This is a genomic window from Myxococcus virescens (genome assembly GCF_900101905.1).
GTDB lineage: Bacteria > Myxococcota > Myxococcia > Myxococcales > Myxococcaceae > Myxococcus > Myxococcus virescens.
Genome location: NZ_FNAJ01000001.1, coordinates 12,344 through 35,099 on the forward strand (window position 1 = coordinate 12,344; position 22,756 = coordinate 35,099).

At 69.3% G+C, this 22,756-nt stretch carries 20 protein-coding genes; 2 read left to right on the forward strand and 18 right to left on the reverse strand.

What is annotated here, in order from left to right; translation table 11 throughout:
* Positions 1-73: 73 nt before the first annotated feature.
* A complete protein-coding gene (locus BLU09_RS00075; RefSeq protein ID WP_090484118.1) occupies positions 74-1,207 on the reverse strand; it encodes a trypsin-like serine protease in 1,134 nt (377 codons plus the stop codon).
* Positions 1,208-2,210: 1,003 nt separating this feature from the next.
* Here BLU09_RS00075 and BLU09_RS00085 point away from each other — a divergent pair.
* Positions 2,211-2,936, forward strand: coding sequence for a DUF2652 domain-containing protein (locus BLU09_RS00085; RefSeq protein WP_090484120.1), 726 nt, complete (start codon positions 2,211-2,213; stop codon positions 2,934-2,936).
* Between the two features lie 49 nt (positions 2,937-2,985).
* Here BLU09_RS00085 and BLU09_RS00090 read toward each other — a convergent pair whose 3' ends face one another.
* Positions 2,986-3,519: a DinB family protein gene (locus BLU09_RS00090; RefSeq protein WP_090484122.1), complete on the reverse strand. Its 534-nt coding sequence runs from the start codon at positions 3,517-3,519 to the stop codon at positions 2,986-2,988.
* A 77-nt stretch (positions 3,520-3,596) separates the two neighbouring features.
* Here BLU09_RS00090 and BLU09_RS00095 point away from each other — a divergent pair, with 77 nt between their 5' ends.
* Entirely contained in the window at positions 3,597-4,130 is a 534-nt protein-coding gene (locus BLU09_RS00095; protein WP_090484124.1) for an O-acetyl-ADP-ribose deacetylase, read from the forward strand.
* On the opposite strand, the gene BLU09_RS00100 is transcribed toward BLU09_RS00095, so the two are convergent.
* The 16 genes from BLU09_RS00100 to BLU09_RS00170 form a co-directional block, all read right to left on the reverse strand.
* On the reverse strand, positions 4,100-4,804 hold the full coding sequence (locus BLU09_RS00100; protein ID WP_244171312.1) for a lysoplasmalogenase: 705 nt from the start codon (positions 4,802-4,804) through the stop codon (positions 4,100-4,102). The two genes, BLU09_RS00095 and BLU09_RS00100, sit on opposite strands and share 31 nt — an antisense overlap.
* 36 nt (positions 4,805-4,840) lie before the next feature.
* Positions 4,841-5,305 carry a GFA family protein gene (locus BLU09_RS39130; protein ID WP_244171313.1) on the reverse strand — a complete coding sequence of 155 codons (465 nt, stop codon included), beginning with the start codon at positions 5,303-5,305 and terminating at the stop codon, positions 4,841-4,843.
* 95 nt (positions 5,306-5,400) lie between these two features.
* Positions 5,401-6,357, reverse strand: coding sequence for an alpha/beta fold hydrolase (locus BLU09_RS00105; protein WP_090484126.1), 957 nt, complete (start codon positions 6,355-6,357; stop codon positions 5,401-5,403).
* 156 nt (positions 6,358-6,513) lie between these two features.
* Entirely contained in the window at positions 6,514-7,059 is a 546-nt protein-coding gene (locus BLU09_RS00110) for a hypothetical protein (protein WP_090484128.1), read from the reverse strand.
* A 53-nt stretch (positions 7,060-7,112) separates the two neighbouring features.
* Positions 7,113-8,072, reverse strand: a complete 960-nt coding sequence (locus BLU09_RS00115) for a hypothetical protein (RefSeq protein WP_090484130.1) — start codon at positions 8,070-8,072, stop codon at positions 7,113-7,115.
* 327 nt (positions 8,073-8,399) lie between these two features.
* A complete protein-coding gene (locus BLU09_RS00120) occupies positions 8,400-10,472 on the reverse strand; it encodes an ArnT family glycosyltransferase (protein ID WP_090484132.1) in 2,073 nt (690 codons plus the stop codon).
* Positions 10,473-10,529: 57 nt separating this feature from the next.
* Complete coding sequence (locus tag BLU09_RS00125; protein ID WP_090484134.1) at positions 10,530-11,828, reverse strand: UDP-glucose dehydrogenase family protein; 1,299 nt, start codon at positions 11,826-11,828, stop codon at positions 10,530-10,532.
* Positions 11,829-11,851: 23 nt separating this feature from the next.
* Positions 11,852-12,919, reverse strand: coding sequence for a CgeB family protein (locus BLU09_RS00130; protein WP_090484136.1), 1,068 nt, complete (start codon positions 12,917-12,919; stop codon positions 11,852-11,854).
* Between the two features lie 19 nt (positions 12,920-12,938).
* Positions 12,939-14,054, reverse strand: coding sequence for a CgeB family protein (locus BLU09_RS00135; RefSeq protein WP_090484138.1), 1,116 nt, complete (start codon positions 14,052-14,054; stop codon positions 12,939-12,941).
* A complete protein-coding gene (locus BLU09_RS00140) occupies positions 14,051-15,190 on the reverse strand; it encodes a CgeB family protein (protein ID WP_090484139.1) in 1,140 nt (379 codons plus the stop codon). Before BLU09_RS00140 ends, BLU09_RS00135 begins: the two co-directional genes overlap by 4 nt.
* Positions 15,191-15,210: 20 nt before the next feature.
* Positions 15,211-16,311 carry a glycosyltransferase family 4 protein gene (locus BLU09_RS00145; RefSeq protein ID WP_090484141.1) on the reverse strand — a complete coding sequence of 367 codons (1,101 nt, stop codon included), beginning with the start codon at positions 16,309-16,311 and terminating at the stop codon, positions 15,211-15,213.
* A 25-nt stretch (positions 16,312-16,336) separates the two neighbouring features.
* Positions 16,337-17,437, reverse strand: a complete 1,101-nt coding sequence (locus BLU09_RS00150; RefSeq protein ID WP_090484143.1) for an NAD-dependent epimerase/dehydratase family protein — start codon at positions 17,435-17,437, stop codon at positions 16,337-16,339.
* Entirely contained in the window at positions 17,434-18,645 is a 1,212-nt protein-coding gene (locus BLU09_RS00155; protein WP_279627347.1) for an NAD-dependent epimerase/dehydratase family protein, read from the reverse strand. Before BLU09_RS00155 ends, BLU09_RS00150 begins: the two co-directional genes overlap by 4 nt.
* A gap of 115 nt (positions 18,646-18,760) precedes the next feature.
* Positions 18,761-20,554 carry an ABC transporter ATP-binding protein gene (locus BLU09_RS00160; protein WP_090484145.1) on the reverse strand — a complete coding sequence of 598 codons (1,794 nt, stop codon included), beginning with the start codon at positions 20,552-20,554 and terminating at the stop codon, positions 18,761-18,763.
* A gap of 95 nt (positions 20,555-20,649) precedes the next feature.
* Positions 20,650-21,648: a Gfo/Idh/MocA family protein gene (locus BLU09_RS00165; protein ID WP_090484147.1), complete on the reverse strand. Its 999-nt coding sequence runs from the start codon at positions 21,646-21,648 to the stop codon at positions 20,650-20,652.
* Positions 21,645-22,559 (reverse strand): MDR/zinc-dependent alcohol dehydrogenase-like family protein, encoded by a 915-nt coding sequence (locus BLU09_RS00170; protein WP_244171315.1) that lies wholly within the window; start codon positions 22,557-22,559, stop codon positions 21,645-21,647. Before BLU09_RS00170 ends, BLU09_RS00165 begins: the two co-directional genes overlap by 4 nt.
* Positions 22,560-22,756: the final 197 nt, after the last annotated feature.

Consider the following 22,756-nt stretch of genomic DNA (forward strand, 5'->3'; position numbering starts at 1 on the left):
CCTTGAAGCACCCCAGGCCCATCCATGGGGCCTGGGGGTTTCAACGGGACGTCACCAGCGAGCCTGCGCGTGATTACGGAATCGTGGCCGTCACGGACACGCCCGAGTAGGACGAATAGCCGCGCACGGACACGTACCAGGTGCCAGCCTGGGGGTTGGAGAAGTTGCAGGTCTCCTCGTTGCCGGACAGATAGGGCCGGCAGTTGTAGGCGCTGGTGGTGGGCTGCGAGCCGCTGCGCACATAGAGGTCCGCGTCACCCGAGCCCCCCGACTGCGTCACCTTGAGCGACGTCGTGCCGCTGGGGACCGTGATGGCGAAGTGCTTCCAGGTGCTGGACGAGCCGGACAGGTTCGTCTGGGCAAGCAGCGTGGTGCCGGGCGGCGGGGTCGTCCCACTGAGCTTGGAGTCGATCCAGCTCTCGAAGTGCGACACGCGCGCGTACATGCCCGGGTAGCGCGCGTCGGCGCAGCCGTAGCCCCAGCTCACGACGCCCGCGAGCTTGCGGGTGCCATTGTGATTGACGGTGAGCGGACCACCGCTGTCGCCCTGGCACGAGTCCTTGCCCGGCGCCTTGGCGCCAATCTGATCCGGGCCAATGTACTCATTGGGGTAGCTCTGCTGCGCCTCCGTGTTCGAAATCAGGTTGACGTCCACCGTGCGCAGGGTGGCGGACCCCGAACCACCGGAGGAGGTCGCACCCCAGCCCGTCACGCGCGCGACCACGGCCGGGTCGGTGGCGCCGCTCGCGGCATCCGCCGCCGAGATGCGGGGAATGGCCGCGACGGTGGTGCCATTGAGGTCCAGCGACGTGGCCAGACGGAGCAAGGCAACGTCGTTGCCGGAAGCGCCGTAATCTTCATGAATGATGGTCTGCGCCACGTTGCGCGTCTGGCCCGTGCTCGTGTTCGTGCTCGAGGTGGAGCCCGCCACGATGCTGCTGACGGCGTAACCATCCACACAGTGCGCGGCGGTCAGAATCCAATCCTTGTTGAGGATGGAGCCACCGCACCAGTGGCCGCCGTACCGCAGGGACACCTGCCACGGATTCTCATTGATGGTCGTGGTGGTGCCACCGACGATGTCCTGCTCGATGGTCGCCGGCGCCGCGGACTCCGCCTGCTCCTCGACCATCTCCGGACCGCAACCGACCAGCAACGACATCGCGCCAACTGTCGACCACCGCCGCATGACCTTCACTGACATCATGGAGACCTCGGGTATCTAGGGAAGACGCGAAGCGGCAAAGTGCGACTAATCGCCTCACGCTTAAAAAACAGTAACACACGATCTTCCCCATCTACCAGCCCCCGCCCGGTTGAAGCGCGACCGCTTTCGGAGACGCTCACGCTTTGCGACATGCCTGTTTCATTACATCTCCGCCACACTTTGGAACGGGACGGAACGTTGATGACTTGTCATTGGAGCCGCGGGCCGAAGTGACGACGGCGACATGAAGCAGCCCGGCGGTGTGATGCGACACACCACTGGGTCTGTCACACCCCTGACGATGGGCAGCGCTCCCGCCGCGTGTTGCTGCACGCGGTGGCCGCGGACGAGGTGGCGCGCTCGAAGTCCGCCCCCTGCGGTGAGACATCCAGCCTCAGCAGCCTGTCATGCGTCTCCGTGTGCCCCTCCCAGCTCACCTGGGCCACGGGTCCGGGCGCGCGAACTGGACCCGTGAATCCACCAGGTGACGCATGAACGTCCGCTCCTCCTCCGTGAACAACTCTCCGGCGGGCGGCACATCCGCCGGCCCATCTCCCGGTCATCGTTTGCGTCGGGGTAGCCCTGGCGGATGGACTCGGCGAAGGCGCCCAGGCGTTCAAGGATGGTGGCGGGGTCGATTCCGAACTGGCGTTCATCGACCGGCCCCCTGTGGTCATGCGATTGCACGTGCGACAAGTAAAGACACACGCCCGCAGAGTCCTGCGGAGAAGCCCTCATGCACCCATTCGGTCTAGATGAGCGAGCGCGAGATGGAATTGAATGGCAATTCCTGGCACTCCCCCTGCCAGAAACCCGCTTTGCTGAAGCGAACGATGGGAACACGACACCCGCCCCGTCCTGGAGTCGGGCAGGGCGTGGGCTCGGGCATTCCCCGCTCCCGAACCGTCAGCCGCGCCAGCGTCCGCGCGAGCCGCTCCGGATGGACGGGCTTCAGCATCTTGTTCGCGTCAACTTCCGGACACTGTGTTAGGGTGGCCGCCGCATGGCGATCGAGAAGGCGCTTCTGCTCATCGCGGATATCGGCGGTTACACCCGCTTCATGAGTCACCACCGCTTCAGCCTCGCGCACGCGCAGGAGACGGTGGCGCAGCTGCTCGAGGCCGTCATTGACGCCTCGGGCCCGCTCAAGCTCGCCAAGCTCGAAGGAGACGCGGCGTTCTTCTACGCCGTGGGCGACGATTTTCCCGGCTTCGCCCGGAAGGTCGCGGACATCCGCCGCGCCTTCGTTTCACGGCGAGAGCAGTTCATCGCCGACCGCATGTGCAAGTGCGACGGCTGCATGCAGGTCAGCTCCCTGACGCTCAAGTTCGTGGCCCACGCCGGTGAGGTCGCCTTCCAACGCGTGAAGCACCTCACCGAGCTGGCGGGCGTGGACGTCATCCTGGTGCACCGGATGCTGAAGAACGACGTCCCCGTCACGGAGTACGTCCTGATGACCGACGCCGTGCACCAGGGGCTCGCGCCGGAGCTCCGCCAGCTCACCCAGGGGCTGGAGCACGACTTCGAGGGCATGGGGCGCACGGCGACGCACTACCTGGACCTGAACGCGTTCGTCCTCGCGGCGCCTGAGCCCGTGCGCCCGAGCCTCCCGCGCAAGCTCTGGGCCAAGCTGAAGCTAGAGCTGAGCTCGATGAAGTACGTGCTGGGCCTCAAGCAACCCTGCGAGAACTTCCGCAACGTCGAGGTCGTGGACGCCCAGAAGCCGTAACGGGCGCCCGCGATTCAGGGGTGTGTGCCTCCGCGCACCATGCGGCGCGTTACCCTGGCGGCCGGGGCGCAACGGCCAGGACGAAGCGCGCGTAGCCAATCTCCGCCGCGTTCTTCATCAACTCCAGGTTGACCCAGGCCACGATGTCACCGAAGGGCTTGCCTTGCAGCGGCCAACGCGTGCGCTCCGTGGAGCGGAGGTCCTCGTCGCTGAGTTGCTCGATGGCGGCGCGCCACTCCGTGTACCGCCGCGAAATCAAGTCGCGCACGGCGTCCGCGGTACCCGGCCACTCCACCTGCTCCCGCGTCAGGGTGGCATCCCCGAACGAGTGGTTGTGAACCATGGACCACCAAAACCCCAGGTGCCACGTGAGCCAGGCCACACTCGCGGGCCCCAGGTCGTAACCTTCGTGCTCGGGCCACTCGACATGCCACTTTCCATCCGGGCCCTGCTGGACATGGAGACCCACGGACGCGGGACGGCGCAGGCAGTCCTCCGTGGTCAATCCCTCCAGGTGATAGAGGGTGAGTGCCCAGGCGACGTCGAGTTGTCCCAGGAGCGTGTCTCGGAGTGGGTTGGACATGGGCGCAGGATAGACCGACGTCCCGCGGACTCGACACGGAACATGCGCCAGGAATTGAAGCAGGAAGAGGGGATGACATGAGCGATGAGCGATTGGTGCTGATGCGGGGAGACATCACCCAGGTCCAAGCCGATGCGATTGTGAACGCAGCCAACTCCACACTGTTGGGAGGCGGAGGCGTCGACGGGGCCATCCACCGAGCGGCGGGGCGCGGCCTTCTGGCCGAATGCCGGACCCTGGGACGTTGCCCTCCAGGAGAAGCGCGCATCACCGGAGGCCATGCCCTCCCCGCCAAGCATGTCATCCACGCCGTGGGGCCCGTGTGGCAAGGAGGAAGCAACGGCGAGGAGACGGTGCTCGCGCGCTGCTACCGGCGGGCCTTCTCCCTGATGGAACAGCACGGCCTTGGCACCATCGCCTTCCCGTCCATCTCCACGGGCGCCTATGGGTACCCCATCGAGCGGGCGGCTCGAATCGCCTTGCGCGAGATTCTGGCCGCGCTGCAACGCATGCCGACCCTCCAGCGCGTCACCGTGGTGCTGTTCAGCGACAGCGACCTCGAGGTGTACCAACGCGCACGTCAGGCGCTGGAACCCACCCCTTCGGCCTGAAGGGTTCGCGGCGCGTCAGACTGGCGGGGCTCGCGCGCGGAGACGGCGATGCACCACTGCGCGGCCCAGTAACACAGCATGATGGCGTAGCCGGAGCCCGGCAGCGGGCGTACGAAGAGCTTGAGCGCCAGCAGTCCGTCACTGACGGCGAACAGCAGCGCCCCCGCGAGCGCGAACCCCTGCGCGCGACGCGAAAGCCCCGGGCTCCCCAGCATGGCCCACGCACGCCATGTCATCGCACAGATGACGGCGACGTAGGCCGTCACCGGGAGCGCCATCTCGCCCAGGTGGGGCCAGAGAAAGGCGCTGGCCCCCACCGCCAGGAACACGAAGGGCAGCGCCCTGCCCCACCGCGGCTGGCGCGACACCGTGACATACGCGGCGACGTAGCTCACGTGCGCCAGCAGGAAGGCCCCCAGGCCCGGGAGGAACAGCCCTGGCCCCACGTCCAGCAGCACGTCTCCCAGCAGCGACAGCGCCAGGCCGGCGAATATCCATCGCCCGTAGCGTCCGAGCGGCGGCCACTGCCACAGGAGCAAACAGAGCATGGGCAGCGCCTTCGCGGCCACCCGGACGTCCGCACGGGCCACGTCCAGCGCGAGGAGGTATCCCACCGCCCCCGCGACACCCACCGCCGCGAGGAATTTCGTCGCACTGCCAGACGCGCTGCGCATGGGCGGCACCATATCCCGGCCGCCCGGCTGTGGCGCTCAGGGACGCGGCGACTCCAGCATCTCCACGTTGGCAATCCAGTTGCGCTTCCGGCGCGCAAGCCGCGTCGCGGCATCCTCGTCGTCGAAGCTGCCCGAGCTGCGGCGAATCCGCGCCGGGTCGATACCCTCGAACGCGTTGACATTGACGACCGCGTAGAGCTGGCCGTCGATGAGGCTGGTCACCACGGGAACGACGCCGCACCGGCCACAGGAGTGGAACTCCGCGGTCCGCGTGCCGAAGACATACCGGGAGACCTGTGCCGGCTCCTGGACCGAGATTTTGAGTGTCCCCCCTGGATGAGACGTCCAGACCCCCACGTGCTTGACGCAGAACGAACAACCACAGGCCCGTGCGGGAATCTCGTCCGGACTCGGCTCCCAGACGAGCGTGAAGGACAGGTTCCCGCAGTGGCACTTCCCTGGAATCACCATGAGCGCGACCTCCGTCGTGTCGACGCTCACCTATACTTCATCCCGCTCACGCCGCCACGGGATGAGAGGGATTGCAGCACAGTCGCGCCGCCCTCCAAGCAGCACACCTTCGGAGGGCGCGCGGCTCAGGCCGGCAGCTTCTTCAGGAAGGTCAGCAGCGCGGCATTCACCTCGGCGGAGCGCTCCTGCTGAACCCAATGCCCCGCGCCGGGAACGACGTGGATGTCGGCCAGGTTCGGCACCAGGGCCTTCATCGGGTCAACGGGCGAGAAGGCACGCACCGGGTCCTTCTCTCCGACGAGATAGAGGGCCGGCTGCGAGATGACCGCCGTCGCCAGCTCAGGCAGTTCGTGCCAGTCCCGGTCCATGTTGCGGTAGCGATTGAGCCCGCCCCGGAATCCACTGCCGGCGAGCTCCTTCGCGAAGTACGCGACGTCCGCCTCGGTCAGCCAGTTGGGCAAGGTCTCAGGTACGTCGAGCCTCGCGAGGAAGCCTTCCCCCTTCTTCTTCGCCAGCACGACGGGATTCGTCACATCGAAGCCGGGGGTGCCCGTGAGAATCGCCCGGACCGTTCTCGGGACGTCCGCCTCGAACTCGGCCTCGGCCACGCCGGGCTCCTGGAAGTAGAGGATGTAGAACCACTTCTCGCCGAACATGCGCTGGAACAATTGAATCGGCGGCATGGGCGCGCGGCCCAGATGGGGAACGCTCATTCCCACCACCGCGCGGAAGCGGTCGGGATGCAGGGCGGCGCAGTTCCAGGCGATCGCCGAGCCCCAGTCGTGGCCGATGACGACGGCCGTCTTCTCCCCCAGCGCATCCAGCAGGCCAACCACATCACCCACCAGTTGCTTCATGCTGTACGCCTCGATGGCCTCCGGCTTGTCGCTCTGGCCGTAGCCACGGACGTCTGGAGCCACCACGTGGTACCCCGCCTCCGCCAACGCCGGAAGCTGATGGCGCCACGAGTACCAGGACTCCGGCCAACCGTGCAGGAGCACCACGAGCGGCCCTGAACCCGCCTCCGCGATGTGCAGGTTGATGCCATTCGCCTTCACGGTTCGATGCGTGATGTCAGCCATGGGTGTGCTCCAGAGGTGACCATGTCCTCCATGTGAAGGAGGACATGCAAGGCGACGGAGAGCCGACTGTCGCGTCTCATGCCACTTCATCTGTGGCGTGAGACGCGGCCAGTCAAGCGATTCGGCAGGTGGGGTGACTGGGTGGGGTGTCGTGACTCAGTAGTTGACCACGCCGTTCGGGAGCAGCAGGCGGTGGCTCCCCATGTCCATGATGGAGCGAGCCACGTCGAGCTGCACCACCGCGCGGCCACGCAGCGCCAGCTCGTGCACAGGCGCCTCGAAGGTCACCGGAGCGACGCTGGCGTCGACGAAGCCGGCGCCCTCCGCCCGGGCATAGCCGCCGAGCCCCTCCAGTTGGAGCGTCACGCGGACGCGCTCCACGCCTTCCGGCACGTAGAAGTAGGCCACCAGGTGCGCGTGGTCGGCCTGGGCCACATCCACGCTGTCTTTCGCCAACTCCACCTTGAGCGGGGCCCCATCCGCGGTGACGCGAACAGCACCGATGGGGAGCTCCAGCTTGTCGTAGCCTTCCGCCGCCGAGCCGCGGAGCCGCAGCTCGAAGCGCTGCCCGTCCTCCGTCTGGACCGGACCGGACGGAGCGGGCGGCTCGCCCTGGACGGAGTCGAGCCGCTCACTGCCCCCACCGCAGGCCGTCAGGGCGAGGGCCGCGCAAACACACGTGGACAACATGATTTTCTTCATGGCGTGTCTTTCCTTGAGATTTGAAGGGTGTCTTGGATTGAGTTGGGAACGGCTCAGGGCGAGCAGCTCTGGCCGGAGTTGGAGGTCGGGTCGACGGCGATCGCCTCCGCGGCCTGGGGCGTCGACGGACCGGGGATGAAGCCGGTCGGGAGCGGGAGCGAGTCGCAACCGTTGTTGAAGGCGTCCACGGGGTCGATGAGGCCCGAGATGACATCACACTGGGTGGTGTTCAGGGCGGCAACCGCATCCGTGAGGAGCGTCGTCGGGTCGGGCGTCGCGCCGAACAGGCGCTGGTTGCAGATGCCCACCAGCGTCTGGCGCGCGAGCAGGAAGCGGAGCCGGTCCAGCTGGCTGCGCATCCCTCCCGCCGGGTACATGGCCGGGTCGCCCCACAGGATGCCTTCCGCTTCGGGCAGTGTGGTGATGGTCCCGATGGCACCCAGGTTGATGGGCCCCTGCGCCAGGCACTGCGTGACCGTCAGGATGCGGTTCTTGTAGAAACCGAGCGTCCGCGTCGGGCCGGTGCACTCGACGGGAGGCGGCTCTTCCCGCTCGCACGTCAGGCGCGCCGAGCACATGGCCGAGCCCAGGTCGAACGTCACCCTGAACGTGTTGTCGATGTGGTTGTCCGCCACGCCATCCTGCGCGGCAATGGTCACGCACTCGTCGTAGCTGCCGATTTGCAGCGCGAAGTTCGACGTCAGCGAGCCATTGACAGGAATGCTCACCGGCGGCGGCGGAGAGAACGTGAAGCCCTCGCTCGACAGCACGTCATCGGTCGCCGTCAACAAGATGGACGGCAACGTCGGGTGGACGTTGGTGACCTTGAAGCTGTAGTTCGCGGTGTAGGGATAATCGTCCGCGACCACCACCGACTGACCATTGACCTTCTTTTCGCAAATCAGGTCGTGGGCATTCGCGACTCCGCTTCCGCCCACCACCACCGCACAAACCGCGGCAACCCACTGCTGCTTCTGCTTCATCCGCATGGTTCCGACCTCGTTCATGAGCACCAGGCTCGGACGCGGCGGATTTCACCGTTTGTGCCACGTCTGGGAAGACGCGGGGCGACAAGCCCCTGACACAAGGATTCCCCATGGGAGGTAGGTGTTACGCCCTTCCTCTCGCATGATGGAAAAACGCGTCCCACAGTGGGGATCGCGACGGTGGACCAGAAGCAACATCAGGGCTCCGCGAGGAGGGTAATTGCCTCACCCGCGACCGTCCGCACGCCCTGCTGACCTGGGCGAACGCTTCCCATGTCCCGCGAGATGCCTCGGCAGTGAAGTTCCCTGCACCCGACAGGCATTGGCCCCACGGGGCATTACAACGCTTTTTCCTCAGGCACCCGGGTGGGAGAACGTCACCCGCTGGCCGTTGGCGCCCAGCTCCAGATGCGTCACGCCGGCGCGGGGAGGCCCCAGCACGGGCACGATGAACCAGCTGGCGCGCCGCAGCGTGGCGGGCTGTCGCAGCGCGGCGCCGGGCTCCAGCATGCGCTCCACGCTTCCGCCCGGTCCGTGGAAGACGACGCGCAGCGCGCGAAGCACGCCATGGGCGCGGACGTAGAAGGCATACCGGTCACGGCCCCCACCCGCGTGGCCCGCCGCGACGCCCAGCACCTCCATGTCCTTGTCACGGAAGGCCAACGGCATGACCCCATCAGGGAGTGGCGCGGGTTCGGACCGGGGTGCCTCCAGGTCATAGGCGCGCAGCGCGGCATCCGGAGGCACACCGGGGACGGGGGCGTAGCGCTCCGCGAGCGGCGAGACGAGGTACGGGTGATAGCCGTGCTTGCGAGCACTCACGACGTCGGGCGGCCGCCGGTACGTCATGCGGTTGCTCCAGAACATGAGGCTCAGGTACTCCATGGAGTTGGGCACGTCCGAGTCCTGCGCGAGGAAGAGGACACTGCGCGCCGGCGTCTGCCGGTCGAGCGCGCGCCCCACCTCGCGGGAGTAGGTGACGTACAGGTCATCCAGATGCCTGGCCTGGGAGTCTGCCTTCGCCACTGGGAAGGTGACGGCCAGCAGCCACGCGAGCACGCCCGAGGCCAGGAGCCCCAGCCCCTGGGGCGCCCAGGACAGCTTCCGCGGCAGGCGCCAGCACACGAGCGCGGCGAGCAGCGCCGCCGCGGCGGCAACGACCAGTCCCTCGGCGAGCCCGGGCCGGGCGCGCGTCTGCACCAGCACCGTGGGGAGCACGGCGCGGACATCGCCGAGCACCGGCAGGTGCTTGACGAACCACGGCGTGGAGACCGCCGCCAGGAGCGCCGCCGCGAGCGCGGGGTGGCGTCTGGCATCCGCGCCCATGATGGCCAACGCTGCCAGGACGGCGGGCACCGCCCCCCAGGCAATGGCGGGGACCTTCACCACGCTCAGTGACAACACGAGCCAGGTGGCCCCCACCCACAACGCGAGCCCCACCACCTCCAGTTCCCGCCGGCGCACCGCGCGCACCAGCAGCCACACGAAGGCGAGCAGCGGCAACACCGCGGGCAGCGGCGCCAGGCTCTGGGTGTTGACCTCGTTCAGGAGGGCATCCACCGGCCGGTGCCAGGGCCCCACGTCCACTGTCGGGTCGGCGAAGAGGTGGGCGCGCGTCACCCGCGCCTCCAAGTCATGCAGCTCCGGCCAGCGCCATGCGGAGTAGAAGCTCCATGGCGCGGCCAGGAGCACGGCCATGCCCACCATGGCCACCACCGTGCTGAACCTCGGCCCCGGACAGAAGCGCAGCCGGCTGAGCGCCCACAGCGTCGCCGCGATGCCCAGGGGCGTCAGCGCGAGCCCCGTCTTGCAAAGGAAGCCCAGCCCCACGGCCGCCCCTGCCGCCAGCCCCCACCGCCAGGAGTCCTGGCGCGTGGCGTGGAACAGGAGCGCCACCGCGATGGCGTTGCAGCCCGTCAGGGTGCAATCCGTCACATCGCCGAAGATGCGCCCCTGGACGAGCTGCCAGCCAAAGGGCATGGCGAGGAAGCCCGCCGCCCCCAGCACGGCCCAGAAGCGCCCGGCGGGCCTGCGCGCGATGAGATAGATGGACACCGCCGCGGCCAGGTGCCCCAGGAGCGAGGCCAGCCGCAACGCCAGCGGCGTCACGCCCACCACGTGCATCATCAGCGCGCCGAACCAGAAGGGCCCCGTGGGCTTGTGCATCCACACGTGCGCGGCCCACCAATGGCGCGGGTCCGCGGGGAAGACCGGGTCCTTGTAGATGTGCGGCGTGAAGAAGGTGTCGTGCGTGCCGCGCGCGGCGGCCTGGTGCATCGCCTCGTCCCAGATGTAGATGGCCGGATGCGCCAGGTGAGGCGCCAGTTGGGCCAATCCCCAGACGACGAGCGCCACGATGAGCAGTCCATCGAGACGCTTTTGAAAAGCATCGGGGGGTGCGGCGACAATCGGGGCGTCGGTGCTCATCGGGGCGATGCGCGGGGATAGCACCCCAAGCCCGCCAGAGCTACTTGGAGCCGTGCGTCAGTCGCGCCCGATGCCGATGTAGGTGAAGCCCTCGCTCCGGGCGAGCCGCGGGTCGAGCACGTTGCGCCCGTCGAAGATGATGGGGCGGCGCATCAATGCCCGGAGCCGCTTGAGGTCCGGGCGGCGAAACTCGTTCCATTCCGTGACGAGGAAGATGCCATCCGCGCCCTCGGCGGCCTCGTAGCAGGTGGGCGCGTACGCCACCCGGTCACCGAAGTACTGCCGGGCCACCGGGCTGGCCACCGGGTCATGGCATTGCACGCGCGCGCCCTTGCCAAGCAACCCTTCGATGAGCTCCACGGAGGGCGCCTCCCGCATGTCATCCGTCTTCGGCTTGAAGGCCAGGCCCCACACGGCGAAGGTGTGGTCAGCGAGGCTGCCGTAGAGCTTCAACGCCTTGCCGAGCAGACAGCGCTTCTGCCGTGTGTTGGTGGACTCCACGGCCCGCAGCAGGTCCAGCTCCAGGCCCGCTTCACGCGCGGTGGACATCAACGCCCGCACGTCCTTGGGGAAGCAGCTGCCGCCATAGCCGATGCCCGGATAGAGGAACGCATAGCCGATGCGACGGTCCGCGCCCATGCCCTTGCGCACCAGGTCCACGTTGGCGCCCACGCGCTCGCACAGCAGGGCCATGTCATTCATGAACGAGATGCGCGTGGCCAGCATGGCGTTGGCCGCGTACTTGGTGAGCTCCGCGGAGTGGGGGTCCATGAAGAGGATGGGGTTCTCCGTCCGCACGAAGGGGGCATAGAGGTCACCCATCAGCTTCCGGGCCCGCTCGGACGTGGTGCCGATGACGACCCGGTCCGGCTTGAGGAAGTCGTCCAGCGCGGCGCCTTCCTTGAGGAACTCCGGGTTGGACACGACGTCGAAGGCCACGTCGGTCGTGCGCGCCACCGCGGACCGCACCCGGTCCGACGTCCCGACGGGAACGGTGCTCTTGTTCACGATGACGGTGTAGTGGCGCAGGGACCGGCCAATCTGTTCCGCGGCGACGAGCACGTGCTGGAGGTCGGCGTCTCCCCGCTCGGACTGGGGCGTGCCCACCGCGATGAACACCACCTGGGCCGGCGACACCGCCTCCGGCAGGTGTTCGGTGAAGCGGAGGCGCTGTGCGGCGACGTTGCGCCGGACCAGCTCCTCCAGCCCTGGCTCGTAGAGCGGAATCTCCCCGCGCCGCAGCACCTCCACCTTCCGCGCGTCCAGGTCCACGCAGGTGACGTCATGCCCTGACTCCGCGAAGCAGGTCCCCGCTACGAGCCCCACATACCCCGTTCCGATGATGGCGATCCGCATGGTGCTGTCTCTCCCAGACTTCGCTAGCCCCCTCGCTCCGCCTCCAGGACGTAGTCCTCCAATGTCCGCGCCCGGTGCTCCGCGGTGTGCTCCGCCAGCACGCGCCGCCGCGCTCGCTGCCCCATGGCCTGACGCTCCCGCTCGGGGACTTCCCGGAGGTAGCGCAAGGTCTCCGCGCCGGAGCGCGAGACGAAGAGCTCCCTCCCCGGCTCGAAGAAGGTCTCCAGGCCCGCCCAGTCGTCACTGATGATGGGCACGCCGCAGGCGGCGGCCTCGAAGAGACGCACGCTGGGCGAATGGCCCGCACGCACCATGTCCGCGCGCGTGACGTTCAGGGTGTAGCGCTGGGCGTTGTAGAAGGCCGGGTGCTCCGGGGGCGCCAGGTGCTCCACGCGCGTGACGTTCGCCGGCCAGCGGAGGCCTTCGGGATACTGGGGGCCCGCCACGGCGAAGCGTCCCTCGGGCCACGCCCGCGCGGCGTCCAGCATCAGCCGCTCCAGCACCGGCTGGCGGTCCTCGCTGTAGGTCCCCAGGTAGCCCAACCCCCAGCGCGGCTCGCACGGCGCCGGGACGTGCAGCTCCGGGTCACAGCTGCAGTAGAGCGGCCGCGCGGCGGGGGAACCCAGCTCCCGTTCGATGCGCTCCAGCGTGGGGCCGCCCGTGAAGGACAGGTAGAGCCGGTAGCCCGGCACCAGCTCCGGCCGCAGGTACTCACAGGCTCCTCGCGCCAGCCGCGCGAGCGTCACCGGCGTGTCGATGTCATAGAAGGCGGTGACGCCCCGCGCGGTCCGCTGCACCCACGCGCCTGCCTCCACGCCCTGCGGGACGTAGGAACCCACCATGACCAGGTCCGCCTCACGCACGTGTGTCGTGAAGCGCTCGGCCAGGTCGTCCAGGCTGGCGTACAGCTCGGTGCGTCCGTGCGGCGGGTTCGGCAGGTCCCGGTTGGCGGCGTACCAAGGAACGTCCCGTTCGAGGAACCACACGTCGTGCCCGCGCCGCACCAGCCCACGCACCAGCCCGCGATAGGTGGTCGCATGGCCGTTACCCCAGCTGGAGGTGATGGACAGCCCGAGGATGACGACCTTCATTCGCGCGCCCTCCCCTTCCTCATGCGACGCACTCCCGCGTCGTGGTGGCGGACCCGGTCCGAAGCCCCAGGGCCGCCTCCACCTGGGAGACGCGATGCGTGTACGTGTGTCCAGCCAGCACGCGCCGGAGCGCGGCCTGACCGATGCGCCGGGCCTCCGCGTCCGTCAGCCGGCGGACGTGCTCGGCCACCTCCTCCCCGGAGCGGGCCACGAGCACCTCACGTCCTGGCTCCAGGAAGAGCTCCACGCCCAGGAAGGCATCGGTGATGAGGCATGCCCCCGCGCCGGCCGCCTCGAAGACACGCGTGGCGGGAGAGAAGCCGAAGCGCGCCATGCTGTCGCGGTGGATGTTGAGCACCGCGCGCGCCGAGCAGTTCAGCGCATTGTGTTCATGCGTGTAGACGTGCCCCAGGCGTGTCACGTTGGAGGGCAAGGGGCGCGCCTCCCAGCCGCTGCCACCCAGCAGGAAGCGCGCGCCGGGCAAGTGCTCCGCGGCCTTCAGGAAGAAGGCCTCCACGCGGGCTTCGCGGTCCGGCAGCCGGTTGCCCAGGAAGGCCAGGTCCCCCGTGAAGCGGGCCTCCACCGGCGCCGGGTGGTGCGTGGAGGGGTCCAGCGCGTTGTAGATGGGGACGCACTGGCGCGCGCCCAGCGCCCGGTAGGCGGACACCACCGGATCCCCCCCGCCGTAGGTGAAGACGTGGTCATACCGGGGCACGAGCGCGCGGAGCGGGTCATCCGAATGCTGCTCCAGCCGCTCCAGCGTGGCGGGCGCGTCCACGTCCCAGAACACGACCTGGGTGCCAGGGCGCTTCAGGTCGAGCACCCGGGCCTCCAGCAGCGCATCGAACACGCCCACGCCGCTGGCCTTCACCACCACGTCCGCGTGGCGCGCCTCCTCCAGGCACCGCTCCACGTCGGCCGTTCCCTGCTCGGTGTAGACGACCACGCGCGCCCAGTCCGGGTCCGCCATGTCGCGGTGTTGCTGCCGCCCGAAGGCATCCGGCTCGTAGAAGGTCACCCGGTGCCCTCGCGCATGCAGCGCGCGGATGAGGCCGCGGTAGTAGGTGGCCGCGCCGTTCCAGTAGGCCGAGACGAGGCTGGAACCGAAGAATGCGATGCGAAGTCCCCTGCTCATGCGGTGACCCTCCCCCGTGACAACGCCCCCGCCTGCGTGGCCTGGGGCACCAGTGACGCGTGGATGCGCAGCAATTCGTCCACCCGGTGCGCGCACGTGTGGCGGGCCAGCACCGTGCGGCGCCCCTGCTCGGCGAGCGCGCGGCGCAGGTCCGCGTCCGCCAGCAGCGCTCGCAGGTGGTCGCGCATCCGCGCGCCGGTGTCCGCGACCAGGTAGTCGCTTCCCGGTGTGAAGAGGCCTTCCACGTCGCGCCACGGCGCGCTCACCAGCGGAATGCCACAGGCGAGCGCCTCGAACGGACGGATGGTGGGGATGCCCGGCAGGGACGTGGCGTAGGGCCGCCGGGGAACGTGGACTGTCACGCGCGCCCTGGCGAAGGCCTCGGGCACCCGGTGGTTGGTCAGCCACCCCGCGTAGGTGATGCCCGCGCGTGCCAGCGCCGCTCGCGCCGCGTCCGGGTAGCGCACCCCGTGCACCCGCGCCTTCAAGCCCAGCGCCTGTGCCGGGCCGAGCAGGAACTCATGCAGCTCCGCGGTGCGCTCCTCATCACCCCAGTTGCCAATCCAGACGACGTCGTCTTGCGGCGACACCACGGGCCGTGGGTGGAACACACGCGTGTCCGCGGCCTCGTGCCACGTCCACGCGCGCCGAGCCCAGCCCTGCTCCTGGTAGAGCCGCTGGAGGACGCCGCCAAAGGCGAGCACGCCGTCGTAGTGGGCCAGCTCGAAGCGGGCCATCTCCTCCCGAGCGCTCACGCCCCGGTGGTGCGTGTCATGGAAGAGCAGGCGGAAGGCGTCGCTCACCTGGCGACGCTCGCCCAGGCGGCGCACCAACGCTGGCGGGTTCCACTCGTGGACGAGGACGAGCTGTGCCCCTTCCAGGGCCCGGTCCAGGTCCAGCGTCGCCAGGTCGTATCGCTGTGGCCGCACATGCGGGTAGACGCGTCGTACTTCCTCCAGCATCGCCGGGCCCGCTGGCTCCTGCAGGAGGTTGCGCAGGCTCCAGGCCTCCTCGGGCTCGAAGACGCGGACGTCGTGGCCGCGCAGGGCCAGCTCCGTCACCACGCCGCGCAGGAAGTGCGCATTGCCGTGGTTCCAGTCCGACAGGAGCGAGTGGCAGAAGAAGACGATGCGCATGCGCGGTGCCCCTTCCATCCTCAAGGCGCGCCCAGCGCGAGCCCGGCGGGGTGACGGACCGGCCACGCCCGGAGCGTCGCGTAGAGCCGCAGGTAGTCCTCCGCCATGCGGCGTGGGTTCCAGGTCAGCGCGCGGGCACGCGCTTTCGCGGCCATGCGCTCCCGATGGGCCCCGTCATCGAGGAGTCCTCGCAGCGCGCGGGTCAGCCCATCCAGGTCCTCCGGGTGAACGAACACCGCCGCGTCCGCCCACACCTCTCTGAGGCTGGGAATGTCGCCCAGCACCAGGGCACAGCCGGAGAGCGCGGCCTCCAGCGCGGACAGGCCAAAGGGCTCGTAGCGCACCGGCATGGCGTAGATGGCGGCGCGAGCCATCCAGGCGGCGAGTGCTTCCGGCGAGAGGGGGCCCAGCGGCTCGGTGTTCCGTGCCCGGGCCACCTTCCCGCTCCCCGGGTGCCGCAGCTCGCCCGCCACGCGCACGGGGCAGGCCAGCCGGGGGGCCACCGCCTCCAGCGCCGACAGGTTCTTGGCCTCGTCCCACAAGCGGCCCGCCGCGAGGACGAACAGCTCCTTGGGCGCCGCGGTGAAGGAGCCGGCCCGGCGCGCGTTCGGGATGACGCAGGTGGGCGGCAACAGCGGCCCATAGTGCCGTTCGAGCGCGCCGAGCATCGCCGCGCTGGGCGCTACCACGCGGTCCACGGCGCGCAGGCCGCGCTGGACCTCCCGCCGGTAGCGCGCATATCGCGCCGGCGCGGGCTCCCGAAGGACCGCCTCCCACCAGGACAGGACGCACGAGTGGGCCACCACCACCGAAGGTGCCCGCCAGGGCAGCGCGCCATGGGCATAGCCATTGAGGTGGATGACGTCGGGCGCCAACGCATCCTCCAGCGCCAGCAGCCATTCCCCGGACGCGCGCACGTCCTTCCAGGGCGCGTCCATCCACTCCAGGCGATAGGTGCTCTCATGGAGGCGCAGCCCCGGGACGGCCGCGGCTTCACCCGCCTGCGGCACCGTCACGGGCTCGCCCAGGGTCGCCAGCTCCACCTGGACGCCCGCGTCGGCGAAGGCCCGGCAGAGCTCCAGCGCGTAGGTCCACACGCCTCCCACCGTGTCGGTGGTCATCAACACGCGGCGGACGGCGCGCCCTCTAGCCTGCGTGGACTTCACGCGCCCCTCCCTGCCACGCCGCCACCGGCCGCTCGAGCATCAGGGTCCGCAGCCAGTCGTGGAGCCGGTCCACGCCCTCGGCGATTCCCACCTGGGGCGCCCACCCCGTGGCGGCCTGGAACTTGCGGGTGTCGGAGACGTAGTAGCGCTGGTCCCCCGTCCGCCAATCCTCGAACTGGAGCGCGGGACGCAGGCCGGTGCGCTGCGAGATGAGGCCCAGCAGCTCCAGCAGGCTCACCGTCCGCGACGGGCCGCCGCCGATGTTGAAGGCCTGCCCCTTGAGCCGTCCGATGTGCTGCTGCGCCAGGCCGAGCGCGCGCACCAGGTCGCCCACGTCGAGGATGTCCCGCACCTGCTTGCCATCCCCGTAGAGCGTGAGGGGCCGGCCTTCGAGCATGCGCAAGAGGAAGTGCGCCACCCACCCCTGGTCCTCGGTGCCGAACTGCCGGGGGCCGTAGATGCAGCTCATCCGGAACACCACCGTCCTCAGTCCGTAGGCTCGCGCGTAGTCGAGCACGTACTGGTCCGCCGCGCCCTTGGAGCAGCCATAGGGGCTCTCGAAGTCCAGCGGGCAGTCCTCCCCCACGCCGTGACCGCACAGGCCCGCGTCCCGAGGCTCGTAGCGGCTGGGCTTCTGGACGAGCTCCACGCCCGGCATGCCGCCGTAGACCTTGTTGGTGGAGGTGAAGACGAGCGAGGCGGGCCGCTCCATGGCACGCAGCGCCTCCAGCACGTTCAGGGTGCCGCCCGCGTTGACCTCGAAGTCGGTGACGGGCGTCTCCAGGCTGGTGGTGACCGCCACCTGGGCCGCGAAGTGGAAGACATGGCTGGCGCCGATGACGGCCTGCTTCACCGCATAGGCGTCCCGTACGTCCGCCGTCATCACCTCCAGCCGGGCGCCATGCCGGGCCTGGAGCCAACGCAGGTTGTGCACCACGCCGGGGCGCGTCAGGTTGTCGACGACTCGCACGGTCCGCCCCGCGGACAGGTAGTGGTCCGCCAGGTTGGAGCCGATGAAGCCGGCCCCGCCGAAGATGACCGTCCTGTCCCCTTCCACCTCCCAAGGTTCCGCCGCGCTCATACGGTCAGCCCTCGCGCCTCGAGTTCCGCGCGCGCCTCCGCCACGCGGTCCGTCGCCACCTGGTCTTCGAGCCACGACGACAGTTCCGTGAGCCCGTCGTGGAAGGAGACCTGGGGTGCGTAACCCAGCAGGTCACGCGCCAGGGAGATGTCCGCGAAGCAGTGACGGATGTCGCCCATGCGATAGCGACCCGTCACCGCGGGGCGGAGGCCGGGGCGGCCCATCACCTCCGCGAGCGCCAGGGCCACTTCCTTCACGGTGATGGACTGTCCACTTCCCACGTTGATGACGTGCGAGTCCGCCCCCCGCGCGTCGAGCGCCAGCACGCAGGCGTTCGCTACGTCACGCACGTTGACGAAGTCCCGCTGCTGCAGGCCATCCTCGAAGACGAGTGGCGGACTTCCATTGAGCAAACGCGCGCCGAAGATGGCGAGCACGCCGGTATAGGGATTGGAGAGCGCCTGCCGGGGCCCGTAGACGTTGAAGAACCGCAGCGCCACGGTGGGGATGCCGTAGGCGCGGCCCAGGATAAGACACAGCCGCTCCTGGTCGAACTTCGACAGCGCATACACGGAGGAGAGCTCTGGCGGCTTGGACTCCGGCGTCGGCACGGGCGTGAGGGCTTCGCCTCCGGGGCCTTCCAGCTCCCACTTCCCATCCGCCAGCTGCTCCAGGGGCCTTTGCCCGCCGGGGATGCGCCGGCCATCTGGCGCGCGCGACAATCCCTCGCCGTAGACACTCATGCTGGAGGCCACGACCAGCCGTTCAATCGGACGCTCGATGAGCGCTTCCATCAACACGGAGGTGCCCAGGTTGTTCACCGCCGTGTAGTGGGCCACTTCGTACATGCTCTGGCCCACGCCCACCGCCGCGGCGAAGTGGTAGACGGCGTCAACGCCCTCCAGGGACTGACGGACCACGTCCCCGTCACGCACGTCGCCCACCACCAGCTCCACATCGGTGGACAGGTACTCCGGGCGTCGTCGCGCTTCACCGTGGACCTGGGGCACCAGCGCATCCAGGACCCTCACGCGGTGGCCGCGCGCCAGCAGCGCGTCCGCCAGATGTGAGCCAATGAAGCCCGCGCCGCCCGTGATGAGAATCTGTCTTTGCCTCATGTCGCCCCCCGGCGCACGCAGGCAGTCGATGTTCATCACCACCGCCATGCATTGATGAAGGTAGCCACCGCACCTGTTGGTGCTAGCCATCTGCTACCGACGTTCATCCCGGTCGGGCGCCTGCACGCGCCCCAGCGTCATTCGAGCTGGCGCCCAGGGGAGCGGCCCCGTCACGGCCGCACATGGGCCGCCGAGGCGACGAGCCCTACGCGGCCACGGGCGTCAGGGGCGAAGGGGGCAATTCCGGGAGCAGGCCACGCGTCTGCTTGCGCACCAGCGACGCGTAGTAGCCGTCACGGCGCATCAACTCCGCGTGCGAGCCCTCCTCGATGATGCGGCCATCCTTGAGCACCAGGATGCGGTCCGCGTTCACCACCGTGGAGAGCCGGTGCGCGATGGCGAAGGTGGTGCGGCCCTTCATCAGCTCGCCCAGTGCGTCCTGCACCAAGGCCTCGCTCTCCGCGTCGAGCGCGCTGGTGGGTTCGTCGAGGATGAGGATGGGCGGGTCTGTCAGGAGCGAGCGGGCAATGGCGATGCGCTGCCGCTCGCCCGCGGACAGCCGGTTGCCGCGCTCCCCCACCAGGGTGTCGTAGCCCTGAGGTAGTCCCAGGATGAATTCATGTGCGTGGGCCGCGCGCGCGGCGGCCTCGATTTCCGCGTCCGTGGCCTGGGGCCGCCCATAGGCGATGTTCCCCCGCACGCTCTCGTTGAAGAGCAGCGCGTCCTGGAGCACCACGCCGATGTTGCGCCGCAGCGACAACTGCTTGAGCGTCCGGATGTCGCTTCCGTCAACGCGCACGACGCCCTGGTCCGGGTCATAGAAGCGGCACAGCAGGCTCATCAGCGTCGTCTTGCCAGCGCCGCTGGGGCCCACCAGGGCCACCGTCTCCCCACGCCGGACGTCCAGGGAGATGCCGTTGATGAGCGGCCGGCCCGCGCCGGAGGGATAGGCGAAGTGGACGTCCTCGAACGTCACGTCACCGCGCATGTGCGTGATTTCGTGCGCGTCTGGCGCGTCGCCCAGCGAGTCCTGCGCGTCGAGGATGGAGAACACCTGGCGGATGGACACCGAGGCCGTCCGCAGCGTCTTGTACACGCCGCTGAGCCCCTGCACGGGGCCGAAGAGTCCGCCGATGTAGCCCAGGAAGGCCACCAGGGTACCGACGGTGAGCTGCCCCTTCATCACCAGGAGGCCGCCCATGCAGATGGACGCCACACGCGCGACGAGCACGGTGGTGTTCTGCCCCGCCGTCACCGCCGAGTCGAACGCCACACCCCGGGTGACGACGGTATTGGCGTCACGCACGCCATGCAGGAAGCGCTGCTTCTCCCGCTCCTCCATGGCGAAGCTCTTCACGGTGATGATGCCGGAGAGCACCTCGTTGAAGCGGGCGTAGATTTGCGTCCACCGCTCCAGCAGCGACTCCTCGCGCCGGGCCTGCACGGGCGCGGCGCGCCGGGCGATGAGCACCGGCAGCGGCGCGAAGGCCAGGGCCAGCAATGCCAGCCGCCAGTCGAGCTGGAGCATGACGCCCACCGCGATGCACAGGTACACCGCCGCGGGGATGACGTTGAAGGTGAGCTCGGTGATGGCGCCCACGAAGCCCTGGAGCCCGCGGTCCATCCGCGTCATCAGCGCGCCCACGCCCTCCTGCCGGTGAAAGCTCAGCGGCAGCCGGTGCAGCCGCGACACGGTGGCCTCGTTGAGGGCGAAGTGCACCTGGATGCGGGTGCGCCAGGTGAGCCAGTTGGACGCGGCGCCCAACCCTTCACGCGCGAGCCCCATGAGCACCAGCAACCCCACGCCCATCAGCACCGGCTTCGTGGCGTCCTCGCTGCCCAGGTGGTCGAAGACGCTCTTGAGGACCAGGGGCTCCAGGGCGCTCAGGCTCGCGGAGGTCAGGACGAGGAGCAGGATGAAGACAATGGTGCGACGGTAGGGCCGGAAGTAGCCCAGCGCTCGCCACATCGCGCCGCGTGAGACGGGAGGGGTCTGCATGGTCAGGCGAGGAACGGTGTTTCAGTCCCACACCTTCCGGTGTCCAGACAGAGCCCGATGCCTCCGCATCTCGGGAGACGGGCATGCGAACGCTCTCAGGCGTAGAGCCTGTCGAGCGTCTCCGCGACCTGGATGAGCTGCTCGTTCTCCGGCGTGAAGCGCTCTCCTCGAGCCAGGCGGGTGGCCCAGTCCACGGCGGCCCGTCCGCCCCAGCCATCTGGCGGGTCGGCGAGTCGCTCACGCCCGGTGCCCCGGAAGGCGTCCGCCGTGAAGTCGTAGAACGAGCCATTCACGTTGCGGAACGACACGCCCCCTTCCGTCCCATAGAACGACGCTTCAATCACCGCGTCGCAGCCCGCCGACAGCTTCCAGGAGCAGGCGAGCTGGACGGCGGTGCCGCCCTCCAACTCCAGCAGGGCGGCGGCGTAGTCTTCCACGCCCTCCTCCCGGCCACGCAGCGGCCGTCCCTGGGCGAAGCGTTGGCTGCTCACCCGGCGGACGGCGGGGAAGTCGAGCACCCACAGGGCCAGGTCCACCAGGTGGATGCCCAGGTCCATGACGCAGCCGCCCCCGGCGAGCGACGCGTCGTAGAACCACGGCTTGTCCGGGCCGTAGGCATTGTGGAAGACGAGGTTCACCGCATGCACGTGCCCCAGCGCGCCCGACTGGTGGTGTGCGCGCAGCCTGCGCAGCCCTTCCGCGTAGCGGTAGCTGAAGTCCACGCCGAGCAGCACGTCCGACCTCCGGGCCGCCTCCACCACGCGCCGGACTTCGTGGGCCGTGCGGCCCAGCGGCTTCTGGCAGAACACGGCCACGCCGCGCTCCAGCGCCTGGATGGACTGCTCCGCGTGGACGGCGCTGGGCGTGGCGATGACCACGCCGTCGGGTGAGAGCGCGAGCAGCGCGTCCAGGGAGTCCACCCGCTCACACCCCGGCGCGAGCGCCCGCGCGGCCTCGGCGGCGGCCTCCGAAGGGTCCGCCACGCCGATGACGTCCACCTGGGCCTCTTTCACCAGGGCCTGCATCCGGTGGCGTCCAATCCAGCCCACGCCCAGAAAGCCCAGCCGGGGGCGGCGCGTCACGGGAGCGCTCATGGCGTGACCAGGGCCTTGAGGAAGCCGTCCGGCCGGGAGCGCAGGGCGTCGAAGGCGCGGTCGAGTTCCTCCAAGCGGAACTGGTGGGTGAAGAGGGGAAAGGGGTCCAGCGCGCCGGAGGCGACGGCGCCCACGGCGAGCCGGATGCCCTCCACGTACACGCGCGGGTCGCGTTCGTGCGCGTTGATGACGTCCAGGCCGCGCCAGTTCCACAACTGCATGTTCACCTGCCGGGGCCCGTCCTGGTGGTAGCCCGCGATGACGAGCCGGCCCCGCTCCCGCGTGAGCTCGCCCGCGAGGTCGAGCGGCCACTGCGAGCCCACGGCCTCGATGACGCGGTCGCAGAAGGCGCCGCCGGTGAGGGCCTTCACGCGGTCGATGATGCGGCCGTGGTCATCCATGGGGATGCACTCGGCGGCGCCGTAGGCCCGCGCCAGCTCCAGCGAGAAGGGACGCCGGGAGATGGCGAGGACCCGCGCGCCCGCGTTCGCCGCGAGCCGTGTCACCACCGCGCCCAGGAAGCCGATGCCGATGATGGCCACCGTCTGCCCCGCCTGGATGTCGCCGCGGCGGAAGATGTTCATGGCGCAGCCCAGCGGCTCTCCCGGAAAGGGCTTGCCCGCGAGCGAGGACGGGAGCACCACGGCCGATGACGCCTCCACCACGTCGTACTCCGCGAAGGCCGCCGAGGAGAGCGTGGCCACCCGGTCTCCTACGCGAAGGTCCGTCACCCCGCTCCCCACGGCATCCACCACGCCCCAGCCCTCGTGTCCGGGCGTCCCGGGCTTCATCGGATAGCGGAACCAGTCACGGCCCTCCCAGGTGGGCAGGTTGGAGCCGCACACGCCACAGCCCTCCAGCCGCACGCGTATGGCGCCAGGGCCGGGCTCGGGCCGGGCGATGCGGTCCACCCGTGTCCCCCCAGGCCCAGTAACCACCGCGGCCCTCATCAGTCCGTCCGACATCGCGTCCTCCCGTCCCTGTCCCACTCCGCGTTCTGTGCCCCCAGCGAAGCCGGAGCAACCCGCCCTTTCGGCGCATGCGGGGCGGTCGTGGCCCCGCCAACGCCCGCATCGTTCGAGCGCCGCCAGCCTGGACACTCTGTGTC

Coding starts and splice junctions, on each gene's coding strand:
- BLU09_RS00075 (WP_090484118.1), bottom strand. CDS start 1,207: ATGATGTCAGTGAAGGTCATGCGGCGGTGGTCGACAGTTGGCGCGATG.
- BLU09_RS00085 (WP_090484120.1), top strand. CDS start 2,211: ATGGCGATCGAGAAGGCGCTTCTGCTCATCGCGGATATCGGCGGTTAC.
- BLU09_RS00090 (WP_090484122.1), bottom strand. CDS start 3,519: ATGTCCAACCCACTCCGAGACACGCTCCTGGGACAACTCGACGTCGCC.
- BLU09_RS00095 (WP_090484124.1), top strand. CDS start 3,597: ATGAGCGATGAGCGATTGGTGCTGATGCGGGGAGACATCACCCAGGTC.
- BLU09_RS00100 (WP_244171312.1), bottom strand. CDS start 4,804: ATGCGCAGCGCGTCTGGCAGTGCGACGAAATTCCTCGCGGCGGTGGGT.
- BLU09_RS00105 (WP_090484126.1), bottom strand. CDS start 6,357: ATGGCTGACATCACGCATCGAACCGTGAAGGCGAATGGCATCAACCTG.
- BLU09_RS00110 (WP_090484128.1), bottom strand. CDS start 7,059: ATGAAGAAAATCATGTTGTCCACGTGTGTTTGCGCGGCCCTCGCCCTG.
- BLU09_RS00120 (WP_090484132.1), bottom strand. CDS start 10,472: ATGAGCACCGACGCCCCGATTGTCGCCGCACCCCCCGATGCTTTTCAA.
- BLU09_RS00125 (WP_090484134.1), bottom strand. CDS start 11,828: ATGCGGATCGCCATCATCGGAACGGGGTATGTGGGGCTCGTAGCGGGG.
- BLU09_RS00130 (WP_090484136.1), bottom strand. CDS start 12,919: ATGAAGGTCGTCATCCTCGGGCTGTCCATCACCTCCAGCTGGGGTAAC.
- BLU09_RS00135 (WP_090484138.1), bottom strand. CDS start 14,054: ATGAGCAGGGGACTTCGCATCGCATTCTTCGGTTCCAGCCTCGTCTCG.
- BLU09_RS00140 (WP_090484139.1), bottom strand. CDS start 15,190: ATGCGCATCGTCTTCTTCTGCCACTCGCTCCTGTCGGACTGGAACCAC.
- BLU09_RS00145 (WP_090484141.1), bottom strand. CDS start 16,311: ATGACCACCGACACGGTGGGAGGCGTGTGGACCTACGCGCTGGAGCTC.
- BLU09_RS00150 (WP_090484143.1), bottom strand. CDS start 17,437: ATGAGCGCGGCGGAACCTTGGGAGGTGGAAGGGGACAGGACGGTCATC.
- BLU09_RS00155 (WP_279627347.1), bottom strand. CDS start 18,645: ATGGCTAGCACCAACAGGTGCGGTGGCTACCTTCATCAATGCATGGCG.
- BLU09_RS00160 (WP_090484145.1), bottom strand. CDS start 20,554: ATGCAGACCCCTCCCGTCTCACGCGGCGCGATGTGGCGAGCGCTGGGC.
- BLU09_RS00165 (WP_090484147.1), bottom strand. CDS start 21,648: ATGAGCGCTCCCGTGACGCGCCGCCCCCGGCTGGGCTTTCTGGGCGTG.